General features: G+C 68.2%; 15 protein-coding genes. 4 read left to right on the forward strand and 11 right to left on the reverse strand.

Annotated features, from left to right (window positions below; translation table 11 throughout):
- Nucleotides 1-2: 2 nt before the first annotated feature.
- On the reverse strand, nucleotides 3-830 hold the full coding sequence (locus ABIC25_RS00585; RefSeq protein WP_064570799.1) for a DUF3097 domain-containing protein: 828 nt from the start codon (nucleotides 828-830) through the stop codon (nucleotides 3-5).
- 143 nt (nucleotides 831-973) lie between these two features.
- Here ABIC25_RS00585 and ABIC25_RS00590 point away from each other — a divergent pair, with 143 nt between their 5' ends.
- Nucleotides 974-1,843, forward strand: a complete 870-nt coding sequence (locus tag ABIC25_RS00590; protein WP_354559837.1) for an Rv1486c family protein — start codon at nucleotides 974-976, stop codon at nucleotides 1,841-1,843.
- On the opposite strand, the gene ABIC25_RS00595 is transcribed toward ABIC25_RS00590, so the two are convergent.
- The 9 genes from ABIC25_RS00595 to ABIC25_RS00635 form a co-directional block, all read right to left on the reverse strand.
- Nucleotides 1,829-2,350: a hypothetical protein gene (locus ABIC25_RS00595; protein ID WP_354559525.1), complete on the reverse strand. Its 522-nt coding sequence runs from the start codon at nucleotides 2,348-2,350 to the stop codon at nucleotides 1,829-1,831. The genes ABIC25_RS00590 and ABIC25_RS00595 overlap by 15 nt on opposite strands.
- A 452-nt stretch (nucleotides 2,351-2,802) precedes the next feature.
- Nucleotides 2,803-3,906, reverse strand: coding sequence for a ferrochelatase (locus ABIC25_RS00600; RefSeq protein ID WP_354559527.1), 1,104 nt, complete (start codon nucleotides 3,904-3,906; stop codon nucleotides 2,803-2,805).
- Nucleotides 3,903-4,742 carry an NADH-dependent enoyl-ACP reductase InhA gene (gene inhA, locus ABIC25_RS00605; RefSeq protein WP_004019121.1) on the reverse strand — a complete coding sequence of 280 codons (840 nt, stop codon included), beginning with the start codon at nucleotides 4,740-4,742 and terminating at the stop codon, nucleotides 3,903-3,905. The genes ABIC25_RS00600 and inhA overlap by 4 nt, the downstream gene beginning before the upstream one ends.
- A 76-nt stretch (nucleotides 4,743-4,818) precedes the next feature.
- Nucleotides 4,819-5,553 carry a 3-oxoacyl-ACP reductase FabG1 gene (gene fabG1, locus ABIC25_RS00610; RefSeq protein WP_004019122.1) on the reverse strand — a complete coding sequence of 245 codons (735 nt, stop codon included), beginning with the start codon at nucleotides 5,551-5,553 and terminating at the stop codon, nucleotides 4,819-4,821.
- 86 nt (nucleotides 5,554-5,639) lie between these two features.
- On the reverse strand, nucleotides 5,640-6,608 hold the full coding sequence (locus ABIC25_RS00615; protein WP_354559528.1) for a VWA domain-containing protein: 969 nt from the start codon (nucleotides 6,606-6,608) through the stop codon (nucleotides 5,640-5,642).
- A 4-nt stretch (nucleotides 6,609-6,612) separates the two neighbouring features.
- The gene (locus ABIC25_RS00620; protein WP_004019124.1) at nucleotides 6,613-7,551 is read right to left on the reverse strand and encodes a DUF58 domain-containing protein; all 939 of its coding nucleotides are present in this window, start codon (nucleotides 7,549-7,551) and stop codon (nucleotides 6,613-6,615) included.
- Nucleotides 7,541-8,740 carry an AAA family ATPase gene (locus ABIC25_RS00625; protein ID WP_004019125.1) on the reverse strand — a complete coding sequence of 400 codons (1,200 nt, stop codon included), beginning with the start codon at nucleotides 8,738-8,740 and terminating at the stop codon, nucleotides 7,541-7,543. The genes ABIC25_RS00620 and ABIC25_RS00625 overlap by 11 nt, the downstream gene beginning before the upstream one ends.
- Nucleotides 8,741-8,933: 193 nt before the next feature.
- Nucleotides 8,934-10,445, reverse strand: a complete 1,512-nt coding sequence (locus ABIC25_RS00630) for an NlpC/P60 family protein (RefSeq protein ID WP_033203537.1) — start codon at nucleotides 10,443-10,445, stop codon at nucleotides 8,934-8,936.
- A 373-nt stretch (nucleotides 10,446-10,818) separates the two neighbouring features.
- On the reverse strand, nucleotides 10,819-11,430 hold the full coding sequence (locus tag ABIC25_RS00635) for an Rv1476 family membrane protein (RefSeq protein ID WP_239398643.1): 612 nt from the start codon (nucleotides 11,428-11,430) through the stop codon (nucleotides 10,819-10,821).
- Between the two features lie 372 nt (nucleotides 11,431-11,802).
- Between ABIC25_RS00635 and ABIC25_RS00640 the strand changes: the two genes are divergently transcribed.
- Together ABIC25_RS00640 and ABIC25_RS00645 are read left to right on the forward strand one after the other, a co-directional pair.
- On the forward strand, nucleotides 11,803-14,625 hold the full coding sequence (locus tag ABIC25_RS00640; RefSeq protein WP_085944170.1) for an aconitate hydratase: 2,823 nt from the start codon (nucleotides 11,803-11,805) through the stop codon (nucleotides 14,623-14,625).
- Nucleotides 14,626-14,640: 15 nt separating this feature from the next.
- Nucleotides 14,641-15,207 carry a TetR/AcrR family transcriptional regulator gene (locus ABIC25_RS00645; protein WP_101818848.1) on the forward strand — a complete coding sequence of 189 codons (567 nt, stop codon included), beginning with the start codon at nucleotides 14,641-14,643 and terminating at the stop codon, nucleotides 15,205-15,207.
- 3 nt (nucleotides 15,208-15,210) lie between these two features.
- On the opposite strand, the gene ABIC25_RS00650 is transcribed toward ABIC25_RS00645, so the two are convergent.
- Nucleotides 15,211-16,074 carry a hypothetical protein gene (locus ABIC25_RS00650; protein ID WP_239398640.1) on the reverse strand — a complete coding sequence of 288 codons (864 nt, stop codon included), beginning with the start codon at nucleotides 16,072-16,074 and terminating at the stop codon, nucleotides 15,211-15,213.
- A gap of 151 nt (nucleotides 16,075-16,225) precedes the next feature.
- On the opposite strand from ABIC25_RS00650, the gene ABIC25_RS00655 reads away from it, so the two are divergent.
- Nucleotides 16,226-17,836, forward strand: a complete 1,611-nt coding sequence (locus ABIC25_RS00655; RefSeq protein ID WP_452206333.1) for a GMC oxidoreductase — start codon at nucleotides 16,226-16,228, stop codon at nucleotides 17,834-17,836.
- Nucleotides 17,837-17,940 lie beyond the last annotated feature (104 nt).

Here is a 17,940-nt window from a genome sequence, read left to right on the forward strand (position 1 = left end):
GGTCACCTGGGCTCTTCGGCCGCGGTCACGAAGTCGATGAGTTCTTCCACCGAGCGCAGGAGGTCGACCTCGAGGTCTCGGAAACTGCTCACGCCGCTCAGCACCCGTCGCCAGCCGTCGCGCGGCTCCCCCCAGCCGAGTTCCGCGCACACCCCCGTCTTCCAGTCGGTGCCCCGCGGAATCCGCGGCCACGCAGTGATCTTCACCGACGCGGGCTTCACGGCCTCCCAGACGTCGATGTAGGGGTGCCCGCACACGAGGACGTGCTCCCCGACCTCGGCGGTCAGGTGTGCTTCTTTGGACCCGGCGACCAGATGGTCGACGAGGACCCCCGCGCGTCGATGAGACGCGGGTTGGAACTCCTCGAGCGCCGCATCGAGGTTGTCGAGTCCGTCGAGACTGACGACGACCACACCCTCGGCGCGGAGATCGTCGCCCCACACGCGTTCGAGAAGCGTCGCGTCGTGCACGCCCTCGACGAAGATCCGGCTCGCGCGGGCGGTGCGCGCGCGTGCACGCGGCGCGGCTCGCGAACCCGAGGCCGTCATGGCCGGTTTCTGCGGGCCCCTGGTGCGCGGCCGGACGAGCGTCACCGGGCGGCCGTCGATGAGGAACGCACCGGGGTGCATGAGGAAGACCCGCGTCTGCCCCCGCCGGTCCTCGAGTCGCACGAGGTCGCCGGCGTAGCTCTTCTCGAGGCCGACGACCGCACCGCAGAATCCGGTGGCGGCGTCCTCGACGACCAGGTCCCGCTCCGCGGCGACCTCCGCGGGACGCGGCTTCGCCCGGCGGGGTTGAGAGAGCACGTCGCGCCCGTAGCGGTCATCCATCGCACACCACCTTCTCGATCCGACCTCTCGCCGCCGCAGCGGAGAGCGTTGCCGCGGCGCACACACCGTATGCCCCCACGCCCCGCTCAGCGGGTTGCCACGCCCGACCCGACCGTCGGCCGCGGCGGTACCCTGGCATCTTGATGAATCGCAGCCGCCTCCTCTCCTCGACCGTCGCGTGGCCGACGTGTGCTCTCGGCGCGTGGTCGGCCGCCTGGCTGACCGGCCGTTGCTCGCCCGACGACGTGATCGAGACGCTGGCGGAGTCCGCCGACCGGCACCTGGTGCAGTGGCCGGACGCCCCCGGTCCGGCGGTCGAACAGGAGTCGCTCCCAACGGGTTCGGCGAGCGGAGTGCTCGACCTCCTGGCACTTCTACGACCGGCACGGCGACTCGTTGTCCGTCTGCCCTCGACGGGCGATCCACAGGGGCTCCCACCCCATGCGGCGACATCGGCCGCCCTCGGCGCGGGCGAGGTCCTGCTCGTCGACGACGCGACGGGCACCGGCACGCTCGCCCTCGTGCCGACCTTCACCGTCAGGACGTCCGCCGTTGACGTCGCCGAACCGCCGTTCATCATCTGCACGTGGTACGCCCACCGATATGACACCGCACTCGACCTCGGACACCTCGTCTCCGCGGGACCCAGCGCGGGCGACCTGGAATACGAGCTGCGGCAAGCCGTCCGGGACGCCACCACGATCATCGGCGGTCTCGGCGGCCGACGGGCGACGGACGCGACCGACCTCCGCGCGCAGCTGGTCGCGCTCACCTCGCGGCATCGGGTCGCCCTGCCGCCCCACGTCCTGGACGCCCGGTCGACCCGCCTGATCGACACCGCGGCGCAGGTGGAGGCCATCGTCGACCTCGCGGGCGCGCGCGGCGTGGAGATCGGCGACAGTGCCGGACAATGGGATTCCGGCGACGCGACCCTCCGCGGTCTCCAGGTGTTGACCCGGACCGCGAGGGCGGCCGCGGTCAACCAGACGATCCTGGAGTTACTGCGTCACTGAGTCGCGGTGGTGTTCACCGGCACGGACTTCTCGCAGTCTGGGTGGGCGCTCGGACACGACGCCGTACAGGTCGAGTCCGTTCCGGCTCTCCGTCGCGAACAACGACGCTCCCCATTCGTGGACGAACCAGTCCCGCAGCCGTTCGGAGCCGGTCCAGGCGTAGTACGGCCGGGCCGCCGAGACACAGAACCGTTCCACTTCGCGCATCATGCCGGTGAGGGCGTCGCCACCACGGACCTCGGGAGCGACCGCCGCGATTCGCACATCGACGGCATCTGTTGCCGGGAACGGCAACTGCTCGCTGGTCAAGAACTGGATCAGCCGCTCTCGGAGTCCGGGGATGGTCGCGACCCGGACGAAGTCTTCGGGGATGAGTAGCGGTGCACCGTCGGATGACAACTCGACGTCATGAGGATGCCAGATGAGGATTCCGACGAGGTGCTCGTCGGAAAAGGAACCGATCACATATCCGGCTCCGAGATAGGGGCGTACCAGAATCTCGGCCAACCATTCACGCAGCGAGCGATCTGTGAGGCGATCACCCAATACCCATCGATACAGCGGAATTTCCTCGACCGCTCGGGCCAGGAGTTCAGTGGCGGGCCGTAGATCAGCGGCGGTCAGTGTTCGTTCTGAGGTGAGCACGGTGGTGTACGCCCTGGAAGAAGGTGGTCATGCCGTGGTGAGCCGAGTCGACGACACAGCCCACCACGGCTGAACAGTTTTAGGTGGGGGTTTCGCTGCTGCCTTCAGCGGAGCCGGACATGAGTGTTTCGAGAATCGGTCCGAGGACGTCGATCTCGAGCCTGATGGGTCCTTCTGCCATAGCAATTCCTCTCTCACATTCGCACTCTGATCCGAGTGCGCGTGCTAAGAGGGTTACATTTCTGTTGAGGCGAAGATCACATTTCGGCACGTTCCTATATCAAAACGTTATAGACGCGAATGATTTGTGCCGATCAGCGAGAATTGTTCGCCGCCGATTTCGGTCGCGCCGCAGGCACACAACACCGATCTCGACACGTACGACCGTTGTCGCCGCACCCCATGGCGGACAGATCGCCGTCGCCCCCGGCGTAACCCTGGACGAAGTCGCCGATCATCGAGATGAAACGCGGATCGGGACCCACGGTGGCGGCGCGCGCATAGTCGATGCCCAGCCGTTCGGCGACCTCGGCGCCCTCGTTGTCCAGATCCCAGATCACCTCGAGATGGTCGGAGATGAACCCCACGGGGTACACCACCACGCGCCGGACCCCCTGGGCAGCAAGGCTTTCCAGATGATCACAGATGTCCGGCTCGAGCCATGGGATCTGCGGCGGACCCGACCGCGACTGCCAGACCTGATCGAAGTCGGTGACGCCGAGTTCGTCGGCGACAGCCTGTGAGGCAGCCATCACCTGGCGCGAGTACAGGCCGCCGCCGTCCGCTGCGGGCCCCGACGCGGCGTCGGCCGAGGTCGGTACCGAGTGGGCGGTGAACACCAGCCGCGGGGTCTCGTCACCGGGGCCGAGCGTCTCGAACGCGCGGCGTACCGCGTCGGCCCCGGCCGCGACGAACGCCGGATGCGACCAGTACTGCGGAAGTTTGCGCAACACCACCGCGTCGTCGGGACGACTGCTGCCCGGCTCGCGTTCGGCCAGTGCTGTCAGCGCCCGGTCGATGTCCTCGTGATACTGCCGGCAGCCGGAGTAGCCACCCCACGCCGACGTCGGGAACACGAGGATCCGGCGATGTCCGGCCCGATACATCTCGGCCAGTGTGTCCTCGACCATCGGGTGCCAGTTGCGGTTTCCGAAGTACACCGGCAGGTCGACACCGCGCCGGCCGAGCTCGTCGCGGAGCGCGTCGATCATCTCCAGGTTGAGCCGGTTGATCGGCGAGACACCACCGAAGTGGAGGTAGTGCTCGGCCACCGACTCGAGCCGCTCACGCGGGATTCCGCGACCACGGGTGACGTTCTCCAGGAACGGCATCACGTCATCGGGTCCGTCCGGCCCGCCGAACGACAGGAACAGGACGGCATCGAAGGGCGCGGTGTCGCCCGGTGCTGGCGAGCTCATGAGCCGGTGGTCATGCCCTCCGGGAACCAGGTGTTGTGGCTGGCGCCGCCGTCGACGTAGACGATGGAACCGGTGGTGGCCGGCAGCCAGTCGCTGAGCAGTGCGCAGACCGACTTGGCGACGACGGTCGGGTCATCGACGTCCCAGCCGATCGGCGACGCACCGTCCCAGTACTCGTTGAGCATGTTGAGCTGCTTGGCGTCGTCTGTCGCGGTCCCGGCGATGGCCTTCGCGGCCAGGGTCTTGATGGGACCGGCGGCCACGAGATTCGATCGGACGTTCTTGGCGTTGCCGACCTCGCGCGCCACGTACCGGTTCACCGATTCCAGCGCAGCCTTCGCCACGCCCATCCAGTTGTAGTACGGCATCGCGGTGCGGGGGTCGAAGTCCATGCCCACGATCGATCCGCCCTCGTTCATGGCGGGCAGCACGGCCCGGGCGAGCGAGGCGTAGCTCCAGGCCGAGATCTCGAAGGCCTTCGCGGCGTCGGGGCCGGGCCCCTCCAGGAACGGCTTGGCCTCGGGGCCCATCAACGTCCGGGGCGCGAAGGCGATCGAGTGCATGACGCCGTCGATGCCCTGCGGTGCCAGTTCGGTGATCTTCCCGGCGAGTGCGTCGAGGTCGTCCTCGTTGGTGACGTCGAGACCGATGGCCGGCGGCACCTCCTTGGGCAACCGCTTGGCGATCCGGTCGATCAGCCGGAGCCGCTCGGGGATGCCGGTGATGATGACGGTCGCGCCCTGCTCCTGCGCCATGGCGGCAGCGTGGAAGGCGATCGACGCATCGGTGATGATGCCCGTGATGAGGACGGTCTTCCCGTCCAGGATTCCGCTCACGTGGATGTGCTCCTGAGATCGACGTTGATTGACGTGCCGTGTGGCCGCGCATGGCGGCTCGGTGATCGGGTGACGGTCAGTGCCCCATGCCCATGCCGCCGTCGACGGGCAGGACCGCACCGGATATGTAGCCGCCCTCGTCGGAGGCGAGGAAGCTGATGGCCGCGGCGACGTCCTCGGGCTTGCCGGTACGGCCGAGCGGGATGGCCTGCTTGGCCATCTCGATGTAGCGGTCCTCCATCGACGCGGTCATGTCCGTCTCGATGAATCCGGGCGCCACGACATTGGCGGTGATGTTCCGGGACCCGATCTCACGTGCGATCGAGCGCGCCATGCCGATCAGGCCCGCCTTCGAGGCGGCGTAGTTCACCTGTCCGGGGATGCCGGACATCGCGACCACCGAGCCGAGGAAGATCATGCGTCCCCACTTGGCGCGCTGCATCCCCTTGGTGGCGCGCTTGGCGCACCGGAATGCGCCGGTGAGGTTCGCGTCGACGACCTTCTCGAAGGAGTCCTCGGACAGTCGCATGAGGAGCATGTTGTCGGTGATGCCCGCGTTGGCGACGAGGATCTCGACGGGGCCCTGGTGCTCCTCGACCTCGGCGAACGCGCGGTCCACCGACTCGGAGTCGGTGACATCGCACTTCACGCCGAACAGTCCGTCCGGGGCCCCGGAACCACGATGGGTCACCGCGACCCGGTGACCGTCGGCCGCGAGGCGCTGTGCCACGGCCAGGCCGATTCCGCGGTTGCCGCCGGTGACCAGGACCGAGCGGGAGGGATTCTGCGCTTCGTTGCTAGCTGCCGTCATGGGTGTTCAACCTATCCGTTCTCGTTGCGTGGGTGGCACGCGGTCGGCGCGCGGGGGCGCGGCGGCACACCCCGGACACCTCCGCGTCAGGGCAGCCGGCGATTGATCGCCAGCGCGGCGAACGCCGACACCAGCGCAAACAACGTACCCGCGATCAGCCACGGCTTCGAATTGTCCCCTCGCCGGGTCTCATAACCGATCTCGTCCTGCAGCTGCTCGTAGACCTTGTTCAGTTCGTCGAGGCTGGCCGCGGTGAAGAAGTCGCCGCCGGACAGGTTGGCGATCTTGCGCAGCGAGTCGTCGTCGACCGGGACCGGCACCCGGTCACCCTCGAGTTCGACGGTGCCCGTCCGGGTGCCGAAGGAGATGGTGGAGACCGGGATCTTCTCCTCCTTGGCCTTGCGGGCAGCGGTGAAGGCACCGCGCGGATCGTCGGGGTCGTCCGGCACGGTCTCCTTGCCGTCGGAGAGCAGCACGATGCGCGCGGGCGGCGCGCCCTCGGTGCCGCCGAGCACCGCGTTCAGGGTGCTGATCTGCTGGAGCGCCGCGAAGATGCCCTCGCCGGTTGCCGTCTTGTCGTCGAGACGGAGTTTGTCCACGGCGACCTTGGTCGCGTTGTGGTCGGGTGTCGGTGACACCAGGCTCGCCGCGGTCCCGGCGAAGGAGATCAGACCGAGATTGATCCCCTCGGTCAGCTCGTCGGCGAACTTCTTGGCCGCCTCCTGGGCCGCGCGGATCCGGGAGGGCGACACGTCGGTGGCGTTCATCGATCGCGACACGTCCATCACCAGCACCACCGTCGCCTTGTTGCGCGGCACCTTCCGATCCGCCTGCGGGCCGGAGAGCGCGACCGTCAGCAGGATCAGCGAGATGATCAGGAGCGCGATCGGCAGGTGACGCAACCGGCCGCGGTCGGCCGGGGCGACCGACTTCAGCAGGTCGAGGTTCGCGAAGGTCAGCGCGCGTTGCCTACGGCGCCGCAGCATGTACACGTAGGTTACGCCGAGCAGCACCACGACCAGGAGCAGCAGCAACCACCAGGGACTGGACAGCATCGGCCTACCCCACCCCCGCCGCGAGGCCGCGACGGCGTTGTGCGACGAACTTGACGGTGTCGGCGATCCATTCGCGATCGGTACGCAGGGTCAGGACCGCCCCGCCACAACTGCGCAGCGTGCGGTGGACCCGCTGCTGGTGCGCCGCGGCCGCGGCCGCGAAGTCGCGTCGGAGATCTTCGGTGATCGTCACGTCGTGGATCTCGCCGGATTCCGCATCGGCCAGCGTGACCTCGCCGATCGCCGGCAGATCGAGGTCGCGGGGGTCGAGGACCTCGACCGCGAGCAGTTCGTGATGCGCGCCGATGGCGCGGAGCGAGCGTTCCCAGTCGATGGGTCCGAGGAAGTCGCTGATGACGACCGCGAGCCCGCGCCGACGCTGGGGCCGGCGGAGGGCCTCGATGCCCGCCCTCAGATCGCCGCGCACCCCGGGAGAACTGCGTCGGGTCGTGGCGATGGCCTTCAAGAGGTTCTGTGCGTGCGCGCGTCCCGCCCGGGCGGGAACCCGCACGAGGTCGTCGCCGGTCACCACCAGCGCGCCGTGCCGGTTGCCGCCGCCGGTCGTGAGATGGACCAGCGCCGCGGCCGCAGCCACCGCGAGGTCACGCTTGGTGCAGTCGACGGTGCCGAAGTCGAGACTGGCCGAGGCATCGACGACGAGCCAGGTCTCCAGTTCGCGGTCGGCGATCATCTGCCGGACATGCGGCTGCGTGGTGCGCGCGGTGACCGACCACTCCATCCGCCGGACGTCGTCGCCCGGCTGGTAGGCCCGTGCCTCCCCCGGTTCCGAACCCGGTCCGGGAATCAGTCCCAGGTGCTCACCCTGCAGCACGCCGTCGAGCTTGCGCCGCACGGTGAGCTCGAGCATCTTCAGGGCCGCGGTCAGCTGCGGCTCGTCGAGCAGACCGGCTCCGAGGCGCGGAAGGTCGCGATTAGCCGCCATACTGAGGTGAATTCCGGTTCGCCGGTGCCGAATTCGGGTCAACCGGTCCGGCGGACTGCGAGACCTGCTGTCCCGCATACCCATTCGGCCCGTGTCCACCGTTGGGCGCCTGCGGCTGCCCGGCCGGGTACTGCCCCTGCGGGATCGGCTGCGCGCCGACCTGCGGCAGTCCGACGGTCTGCAGGACCCGGGCGATCACCTGGTCGGCGTCGATCTCGTCGGCGAGCGCGTCGTAGGACAGCACCAGTCGGTGCCGGAGCACGTCGGGCATGATCTCGACGACGTCCTGCGGGATCACGTAATCGCGACCGCGGACCAGCGCCAGCGCGCGAGCGGCGGCCACGATGCCCAGGGTCGCGCGCGGCGATGCCCCGTAGGACAGCCAGGAGGCGACGTCGTTGAGGCCCAGCTCGGCCGGGCGGCGGGTCGCGTTGATGACGCGGACGACGTAGTCGACGAGGGCGTGGTGGACGAAGACGTTCGCCGCGGTCCGCTGCAGGCGCAGCATCGCGGCCGGATCGAGGACCTGGGACGCGGTCGGTGGGACGTTGCCCATCCGGTAGACGATCTCTCGCTCCTCCTCCACCGACGGGTAGTCGACGAGCACCTTGAACAGGAAGCGGTCCCGCTGGGCCTCGGGCAGCGGGTAGACGCCCTCGTTCTCGATGGGGTTCTGGGTCGCCATCACCAGGAACGGATCCGGCATCGAGTAAGTCTTGCCGCCGATCGAGACATGCCGCTCGGCCATCACCTCGAGCAGGGCGGACTGCACCTTGGCGGGTGCGCGGTTGATCTCGTCGGCCAGCAGGAAGTTCGCGACGACCGGGCCCAGCTCGGTGTCGAATTCCTCACGGCCCTGGCGGTAGATACGCGTACCGATCAGGTCGGTGGGCACCAGGTCGGGGGTGAACTGGACGCGGGAGAACGACCCGCCGACGACGCGGGCGAACGTCTCGACCGCGAGCGTCTTCGCGACACCGGGCACACCCTCCAGCAGGATGTGGCCTCGGGCGAGCAGACCGACGAGAATGCGCTCGACGAGCTGATCCTGGCCGACGATGACGCGCTTGACCTCGTAGATGGCCCGTTCGAGCAGGGCGACGTCGGCGTCGCTCAGCACCGAGGAGTCCGCTCCTGCCGCCCCGGGATCCCCCGTGGCCGCCTTGCCGAGGGAGTGCGATTCGGTCAACCCGTGCTCCTGTTCCTCTGAACTGCTGTTCTTCTCGGGCGGCGAGGCGTCAGCCCTGGGTGCGGCCGCGATCGCGCAGCGCGCAGGCGTCGACCCCGCGTGTCTGTGCCAGCCTAGCCGTGCGAACTGAAAAGGTGCCAAGAAGACTCGGCGGTTGTCGGTCGTTCACGACCCCCGCCCGGACCGCCGGCCGTCAGAGCAGACGCACCACGTTCGGCATCGCGCCGTCGGTGCGCAGCGGCGACACCTTGACGACGTCTCCGGACTGCGGCGCCTCGACCATCTTGTTGTCCCCGAGGTAGAGCGCGACGTGCGCACTCGCGTTGGGGCCGTAGAAGATCATGTCGCCGCGGCGCATCTGCGACAGCGGGAACTGCGGTCCCGAGGTGTACTGGTAGCCGGTGTAGTGCGGCAACTCGATACCCACTCCGGCGAACGCGTAGATCATCAGACCCGAGCAGTCGAAGCCGATCTTGTTGTAGTCGCCGTAGCTGTCGGCGACGCCGCCGTCGCGGATGCCCTGCGTGGGCCCGTTGGCGTCGCCGCCGCCCCAGGCGTAGGGCACGTTCAGCTGCGAGAGGGCGCGGTTGACCGCGATCTCCACCGCCTGCGGGCCGCGCAGTCCGGGTCGGACCATCCCACCTCCGCCGCCACCGCCGGAGGAGCTGCCGAACAGGGTGCCGAGGCTTCCGGAACCGAGTCGCGCGCTGAGGGTGTCGCCACCGCTGCTGCCGGTGACATCCGCACCACCGAGTCCGAGCTCATTCAGCAACTCCGACTGCGGCAGCTGCTGCTGACCGACGAGACCCGCGAGGATCGACTGACCGACATCGACCGCGAGGCGTGCGGCGGCCTCGGCCGCGACGGCGAGCGCCTGGTTGTCGGTGACCGGCGTGGCCGGCAGCGCCTTCAGGGCACCCTCGGCCGACGGGTCCTTCGGGAACAGGTTGGACAGCAGATCGCTCGCCGACGGCCCCTCGACCGTCTTCTTCGGGACATAGCCGCGAATGGTGTTGAGACGCTTCTGTACCCGATCGCGCTCACCGATGAGGGTGGCCTTGCGCTTCTGCTGGGTCGTGATGGCGGTCTTGGCCTCGGTCACCGCGGCCATCGCATCGATCTTGCGCTGCTCGGCGCTCTTGGCCGCGAACGACGCCTGTCGACGGGTGGCCTCCACCGCGGCGAGACGGTTGGCCTTCTGGTTGCGTGCGACCTGCAGCCGCCGGATCATCTCCTGCTGCTTCTTGCCGACCTGGTCGATCAGCTTCATGCGGTCGAGCACGGCCTGCGGGTCTTCCGAGGACACGTAGTTCGACATCGAGCCCTGCTCGGGTCCCTGCTGGTAGGCCAGCCGCGCGAACCGGTCGAACTCCTTCTGCGCATCGACGACGGCCTTGCTGGAGCGATCGAGTTCGGTCCGGGCGCCGCGTGCGGCCACCGTGGCGAGGCGTCGCTGGGCGAGGGAGTTCTGGAAATCGGCGATCGACCGGTTCACGTTCTCCTGGCGGGCGGCGAGCGCCTGATCCAGGTCGGCGATGTCCTGGTTGACCGTCGCGATGCGGTTGATCAGACCGGAGATGGGCGACTCGGGCGTCTTCTTGGGTGCCGCGTCGGCGTGACCCGCGCCGAGCGCGCAGATGAGTACGACAGCCAGGGCTGCCGAGACGCGCGCCGGCCACGACGCACCAGTTCTTCCTCGCCTCACCTGGAACTCCTCGCGATTCGTGCGGGGATCTCGCGATCCCCGGCCGGCGATCGTCCGGGTCGTCGAAACCGCGGCGATCACGCACTGCACTTGCGCCACATCGGACCCTGTAGGGGACACAGGCATCACACGTGACATCAGAACCGTACGTCACATCAACCACACGAGAAAACCGCGTTCGTGAATTACAAACGCGTGATTACCTGCGAAAATGCCGTGAACTGGCGAAAGCTCGAGCAGTTGTCGAGGTCTCGAATTGGCAACAGACCGGACGACACGCCGGCCATGGTCCGCAGGGAGGGACGAGACGGGTGTCAGGGGGTCGAGATCGGGCGCCCCGGCTGTCGCGTCGAGCGGCGCCGGAGCCTCGCGACTACCTGCCGGAAGAAGACGACTCGCGGTGGCGCGACGACGGTTCGTCCGATGTCGTGCCGGCGGGCTGCACGGGTCCCAGCGGACCGGCGGCCAGGTTCTTGCGGGTGCGGATCCGACGCAGCCTGGCGAGCACCGCACCGATCGCGACGACGAGGACCAGCAGGACGCCGACGATCGTCCAGTCCACATTCGGACCGGTCATCGTGTCGATCATCTGGCGAGCCGCCCCGGCCGGGTCCGTCAGCGTGAGGCCGTCGGTGGCCTGCTCCTGCACCACGCGGCTGAAATCCGGAGACGAGCTACCGACCGAGTTGGGGCCCAGCACGATGACGGTTCCGCCGACCTGCTCCTGCAACTGGTTCGCGATGTCGCGGTAGAGCGTGAAGCGCGGCTGCACCTGATCGATGACCACGAAGCTCACGTCGTGACCCTTGGAGTGGGCGTACTCGACGACCTCGAGCATCCGGGGCAACTGCTCGGGTGTCGCACCGGCGACACCGTCATCGGCGATGTCCCGGGACAGCTCGCCCATCTCGACCCCGACGAGTCCGGTGAGTTCGTTGTTCTCCGCAGGAGCTGCCAGCACCAACGTCGTCGCCTGCGGACCCATCCGCCACCCCTGTCCTCTCGAGATCACCGGGGTTGCGCAGACGTGGACGGCCGGTATCGCGCCGACGTCGAGTGTCCACTCGCCGAACCCCGCCCTGCACCGTACGACACAATGGAGTCGTCTGGGTACTCCGGTGGCGGCACGTCCGCCCGGCGCGTCCCGGGCACGAGCTTGGTAACAGTACGCTCGTACTGTTAGACTGGACGATGTTGTCGCGGGTGGCCCTCGCGGACATCCGATGGCGCCGGCGCAGCCCGCCGGTGCAGAACGTCAGACGGCGCACACACCGACGGAACGGGAGCGACGCCCGCCCGCCGGTCACGCCCGACCGCAAGTGGATCATCGAGTATCGCCGGCGCAGCCCGCCGGTACATGAGGAGAGTGGATTTAGACGTGAGTATCAATTCCTTCGACGCCCGCGGCACGCTGGACGTCGGCGACAACAGCTACGAGATCTACCGTCTGAACGCGGTCGAGGGCACCGGCAAACTCCCCTACTCGCTGAAGGTCCTGGCGGAGAACCTGCTGCGCACCGAAGACGGCGCCAACATCACGAAGGAACACATCGAGGCGATCGCGAACTGGGATCCGAACGCGGACCCCAGCATCGAGATCCAGTTCACCCCCGCGCGCGTGATCATGCAGGACTTCACCGGCGTGCCCTGCATCGTCGACCTCACCACGATGCGTGACGCGGTCAAGGAACTCGGCGGCGACCCGGACAAGGTGAACCCCCTCGCGCCCGCCGAGATGGTCATCGACCACTCGGTCATCATCGAGGCCTTCGGCAACGCGCAGGCCTTCGAGCGCAACGTCGAGATCGAGTACCAGCGCAACGAAGAGCGCTACAAGTTCCTCCGCTGGGGCCAGGGCGCCTTCGACGACTTCCGCGTCGTGCCGCCGGGCACCGGCATCGTCCACCAGGTCAACATCGAGCACCTCGCGCGCTCGATCATGGTCCGCGATGGCGTGGCCTACCCCGACACCTGTATCGGCACCGACTCGCACACCACCATGGAGAACGGTCTCGGCGTCCTGGGCTGGGGCGTCGGCGGCATCGAGGCCGAGGCCGCGATGCTCGGCCAGCCGGTCTCGATGCTGATCCCGCGTGTCGTCGGCTTCAAGCTGACCGGCTCGGCCAAGCCCGGCGTGACCGCCACCGACGTGGTCCTCACCATCACCGAGATGCTCCGCAAGCACGGCGTCGTCGGCAAGTTCGTCGAGTTCTACGGCAACGGCGTCGGCGAGGTCCCGCTGGCCAACCGCGCCACCATCGGCAACATGAGCCCCGAGTTCGGTTCCACCTGTGCGATGTTCCCCATCGACGAGGAGACCGTGAAGTACCTGCGGCTCACCGGCCGCAGCGAGGAGACGCTCGCGCTCGTCGAGGCGTACGCCAAGGAACAGGGCATGTGGCTGGAGAAGGACGCCGAGGAGGCCGTCTACTCCGAGTACCTCGAACTCGATCTCGCCGACGTCGTGCCCTCGATCGCCGGCCCGAAGCGCCCGCAGGACCGGATCGAGCTGTGGGACGCCAAGAACGCGTTCCGCAAGGACATCCACAACTACGTCGAGAACGGCAACTCCGCCCCGCAGACGAAGCTCGACGAGGCCGTCGAGGAGACCTTCCCGGCGTCCGATCCCGCGACGCTGTCCTTCGCCGACGACGACGCCGAGCCACTGCACTCGGCCGCCAACGGCGCCGAGGGTCGGCCGACCAACCCGGTCCGGGTCGACTCCGAGGAGCGCGGCTCGATGATCCTCGACCACGGCATCGTGACCATCGCGTCGATCACCAGCTGCACCAACACGTCCAACCCGTCGGTCATGCTCGGTGCGGCGCTGCTCGCCAAGAAGGCCGTCGAGAAGGGCCTGAGCTCCAAGCCGTGGGTCAAGACCTCGATGGCACCCGGTTCGCAGGTCGTCACCGGCTACTACGACAAGTCCGGCCTGTGGCCGTACCTGGAGAAGCTCGGCTTCTACCTCGTCGGCTACGGCTGCACCACCTGCATCGGCAACTCGGGCCCGCTGCCGGAGGAGATCTCCAAGGCGATCAACGACAACGACCTGACCGCCACCGCGGTGCTCTCGGGCAACCGCAACTTCGAGGGTCGCATCAACCCCGACGTGAAGATGAACTACCTCGCGTCGCCGCCGCTGGTCATCGCCTATGCACTGGCCGGAACGATGGACTTCGACTTCGAGACCGACGCCCTCGGCCAGGACACCGACGGCAACGACGTGTTCCTCAAGGACATCTGGCCGTCCAACGAGGAGATCGAGGCGACCATCGCCTCGTCGATCTCGCCGGAGCAGTACGCCTCGGATTACGCCGACGTCTTCAAGGGCGACGAGCGCTGGCAGAACCTGCCGACCCCGTCGGGCAAGACCTTCGAGTGGGACGACGAGTCCACCTACGTGCGCAAGCCTCCGTACTTCGAGGGCATGCAGCGTGAGCCGTCGCCGGTCTCCGACATCAAGGGCGCACGCGTGCTCGCGAAGCTCGGCGACTCGGTGACCACCGACCACATCTCCCCCGCGTCGACGATCAAGCCCGGCACCCCCGCCGCGCAGTACCTCGACGCGAACGGTGTGGCCCGCAAGGACTACAACTCGCTGGGCGCCCGCCGCGGCAACCACGAGGTGATGATCCGGTCGACCTTCGGCAACATCCGTCTGCAGAACCAGCTGCTCGACGGTGTCACCGGCGGCTACACCCGCGACTTCACCCAGGAGGGTGCACCGCAGTCGTTCATCTACGACGCCGCGCAGAACTACGCCGAGCAGAACATCCCGCTCGTCGTGCTCGGCGGCAAGGAGTACGGCACCGGGTCGTCGCGTGACTGGGCCGCCAAGGGCACCAGCCTGCTCGGCGTCAAGGCCGTCATCACCGAGAGCTTCGAGCGCATCCACCGCTCGAACCTGATCGGCATGGGCGTGATCCCGCTGCAGTTCCCCGAGGGTGAGTCGCACAAGTCGCTGGGCCTCGACGGCACGGAGACCTTCGACATCGCCGGGATCGAGGAGCTGAACAACGGCACCACGCCGTCGACCGTGCACGTCACCGCCACCAAGGAGGACGGTTCGACGGTGGAGTTCGATGCGAAGGTCCGCATCGACACCCCCGGCGAAGCCGACTACTACCGCAACGGAGGCATCCTGCAGTACGTGCTGCGCAACATGATCAAGAGCTGACAGGAGGCACTCGACGTGCCCAAGGTCAGCGATGACCGGCTTGCCGCGCGTCGTCGGGAGATTCTCGACGGCGCGCGGCATTGCTTCGCGGAGTACGGATACGACGGCGCCACCGTCAAGCGCATCGAGGAGTCCACGGGCCTGTCCCGCGGAGCGATCTTCCACCACTATCGGGACAAGGAAGCGCTGTTCCTCGCGCTTGCCCGGGAAGATGCCGAGCGCATGGCCGATGTGGCTGCCGAACAGGGTCTGGTGCAGGTGATGCGCGACATGCTCACCCGGCCGCAGGATTTCGACTGGCTCGGCACCCGGTTGGAGATCGCCCGAAAACTACGGACGGACAACGGTTTCCGGGCGGAGTGGGTGTCGTACTCGGCCGAGGTCGAGCAGGCGACCCTGAGTCGGCTGGAACGGGGCCGCCAGGCGGGACGCCTGCGCGACGACGTGCCGACAGACGTCCTGCTGAACTATCTCGACCTCGTCCTCGACGGCCTGATCACCCGGTTGGCCACCGGCCAGCCCACCGACGACCTGCACGCGGTGCTCGACCTGGTCGAGGCGTCGGTGCGCGCTCACGAGTGACGCTCACCGCGCATTCAGGATGGTGACGACCTCACTGATGGAACGGTTCGCCGACAACCGGTAGGCCCGGACCGCCTCGTCGCCCGTCAGCTGGACGACGGGATCGCCTCTCGTCGTCCAGCGCTCCGTTCCAGCGACCCCCGACCCCATCGGCCACAGCTCCGGCGCCGGCATCCGGGAGGCGTCGATGACCGGGGCCAGTCCCCGTGCCTGCCTCGCCCGCTGTCCGGCGACGGCGACCAACCAGCACTCGGCGACCGCGACGGGCCGGATCGATGACATGACCCCATGCGTGCCGTCGAAGGTCATGGTCATGGTGTCGGCGCGCTGTACCCGTATGGGCGATCCGAACAGCGTGAAGCGTGCCAGCCGGTCGTTGTGCAGATCGAACTCCGCGCCGAACCCACGCAACGCCGCGGTGCAGTCGTCGGTCAGATACCGAGCCGACGAGTCGCTCTCCCGGCGACGCTCTTCCTCCTCACGTCGCCGGTCGCCGATGGGGCGGTACTCCCGTTCCAATGCGGGCCGGTTCGCGGCCGTACCGTCGGCGAGCCGCCGATGCAGCCACGCCGGGTCGATCTGCAGGAAGTACCGGTAGTGGATCCGTCGCGGCCCGTCCGAGGCGGACACCGGAGCGTCCTCGACGAGCATCTGCACGCCGTGGTCCACCGACCAGACGGCGGCGACCCGGCCGTCGACGTCGGCCACCCAGGACCACCCCCGGGCACGGATCTCGGGCGCCGCCGACTCGAGCACGACACTCAGCGCCGTACCCGGTTGCACCGCGAGCGAATACCCGTGTGGCGAGACATCATCCCCCATCGACACACTGTCGCGGTCCACCCCGATCACCAGCGAAGCCGTCACGCCCGGAGCCTATCGTCCGGGCGCGCCCACCGGCTCGTCGAGACATCCCGTGACGTCATGGGAAAGAACCGGCCCGAACGGTGATCCATCCCACATTCTCACCTACGTTGAGGAGTTCCTAACCTTACTTAGCTCACGCTAAGGTGCCCAGGTGAACCACGACATCTCCGGTCCGGCCGTCTCTCGCCGGACCCTCATGCGCTCGGCGGCCGGCGCCGGAGCACTCGTCGCGCTCGGCGCGACTGTCACTCCGGCGCAGGCGGCGCCGGGGCAGACCGCGATCGTCATCGGCACCGGCTTCGGCGGCGCGGTGGCCGCCCGCCGGCTCGGCGAGGCCGGTTATCGCACAACAGTTTTCGAGCGTGGCCGCCGCTGGCCGATTCGGCCGGACGGCAACACCTTCGCCACGACCACCAATCCCGACAAGCGCGCGGCGTGGTTCGGCAGCCCGGCCGGCGCGAGTGCGGCGAGTGGACTGCCGGTCGAGCCCTACCCCGGTGTCCTCGACCATGTGATGGGCAACGGTGTCGAGGCCGTGTACGGCGCGGGCGTCGGCGGCGGATCCCTCGTGTTCGGTTCTTTCACTCCCGTCCCCCGCCGCCAGGACTTCGACCACATCTTCCCGGCGGCCGCCGACTACGCGCAGCTCGCCCAGACCTACTTTCCGCGCGCCAAGGCCGGGCTCGGCGTCTCGCCGCTGCCCGCGGACATCCTCGCGCACCCGAAGTACGTCGGCGCGCGGTCGTGGCTGAAGGTCATCGAGCGCTACGGAGCGTCCCCACACTTCTTCGACTTCGCGATCGACTGGGACATCGTCCGCGACGAACTGGCCGGCCGGGCAACCCCGTCGGTCACCGCGGGCGAACTGAGCTACGGCGTCAACAGCGGCGCCAAGAAGTCGCTCGACCGCAGCTATCTCCTCGCCGCCGAACGGACCGGCAACGTGTCCGTCATGCCGATGCACGAGGTCTTCGACATCCGGCCCCGGTCACGGCGCGCCGGATTCGTCGTCACCGCACGGGTTCTCGACGAGCAGGGACGCTCGGTGCGTACCGTCACCGCCGAGGCCGATCACCTCTTCATGGCCGCGGGGTCGTTCCACACCACTCGCTTGCTCGTCCAGGCGCGCGCCCAGGGGCGCCTCCCGCGGTTGTCGCCGCGCATCGGTGACGGCTTCGGCGTCAACGGCGACTTCCTCACCATCCGCGCGAACCCGCGTGAGGACTTCGGCGCCGTCCAGGGCGGACCGGGTTATGCCCGGATCTATGAGGACAACCTGCCCGGTGGGCCGGTCTCGATGGTCTACCAGGCCACCCCGCTGCCCGCGCCGCTCGGCAAGGCGGCGACCACCCACCTCGTCCAGGCCCACACCGACGAGCGGGGCACGATCGACTACGACCATCGCACGCGTCGGGCGCAGTTGAACTACCCCCACCCGGCCGACCGCAACGACCTCGACCGTCGCAGCAACGCATTCATCAGGCGGTTCCACGAACGCACCGAGGGCCGGTTCGGGTTCGGCGCGAACGGTACCCATGTGTCGTCGCGGGCGCTCGGATTCGGTTCCGCGAGCACCTATCACGGACTCGGCGGCGTGGTGATGGGTGCCGCTGCCGACATGGACGGCGGCGTGCGCGGCTACGACAACCTGTGGGTCGTCGACGGCTCCTTCGTCCCGGGCGCCGTGGGCCTGGTGAACCCCGCGCTCACCATCACCGCTCTCGCGGAACGCACCATGGACAGGTTTCTCGCGACGCGGTGAGGGTCTGAGAAATCGGACACGACGCTAGGGTAATGTGACTCGCACCACCCCGAACGATCGTTAGATACGGCCGTTCGGGGTGTCCATCCCTTCGTCACGAGGAG

Source organism: Gordonia sp. PvP123 (assembly GCF_040547295.1).
GTDB lineage: Bacteria > Actinomycetota > Actinomycetes > Mycobacteriales > Mycobacteriaceae > Gordonia > Gordonia terrae.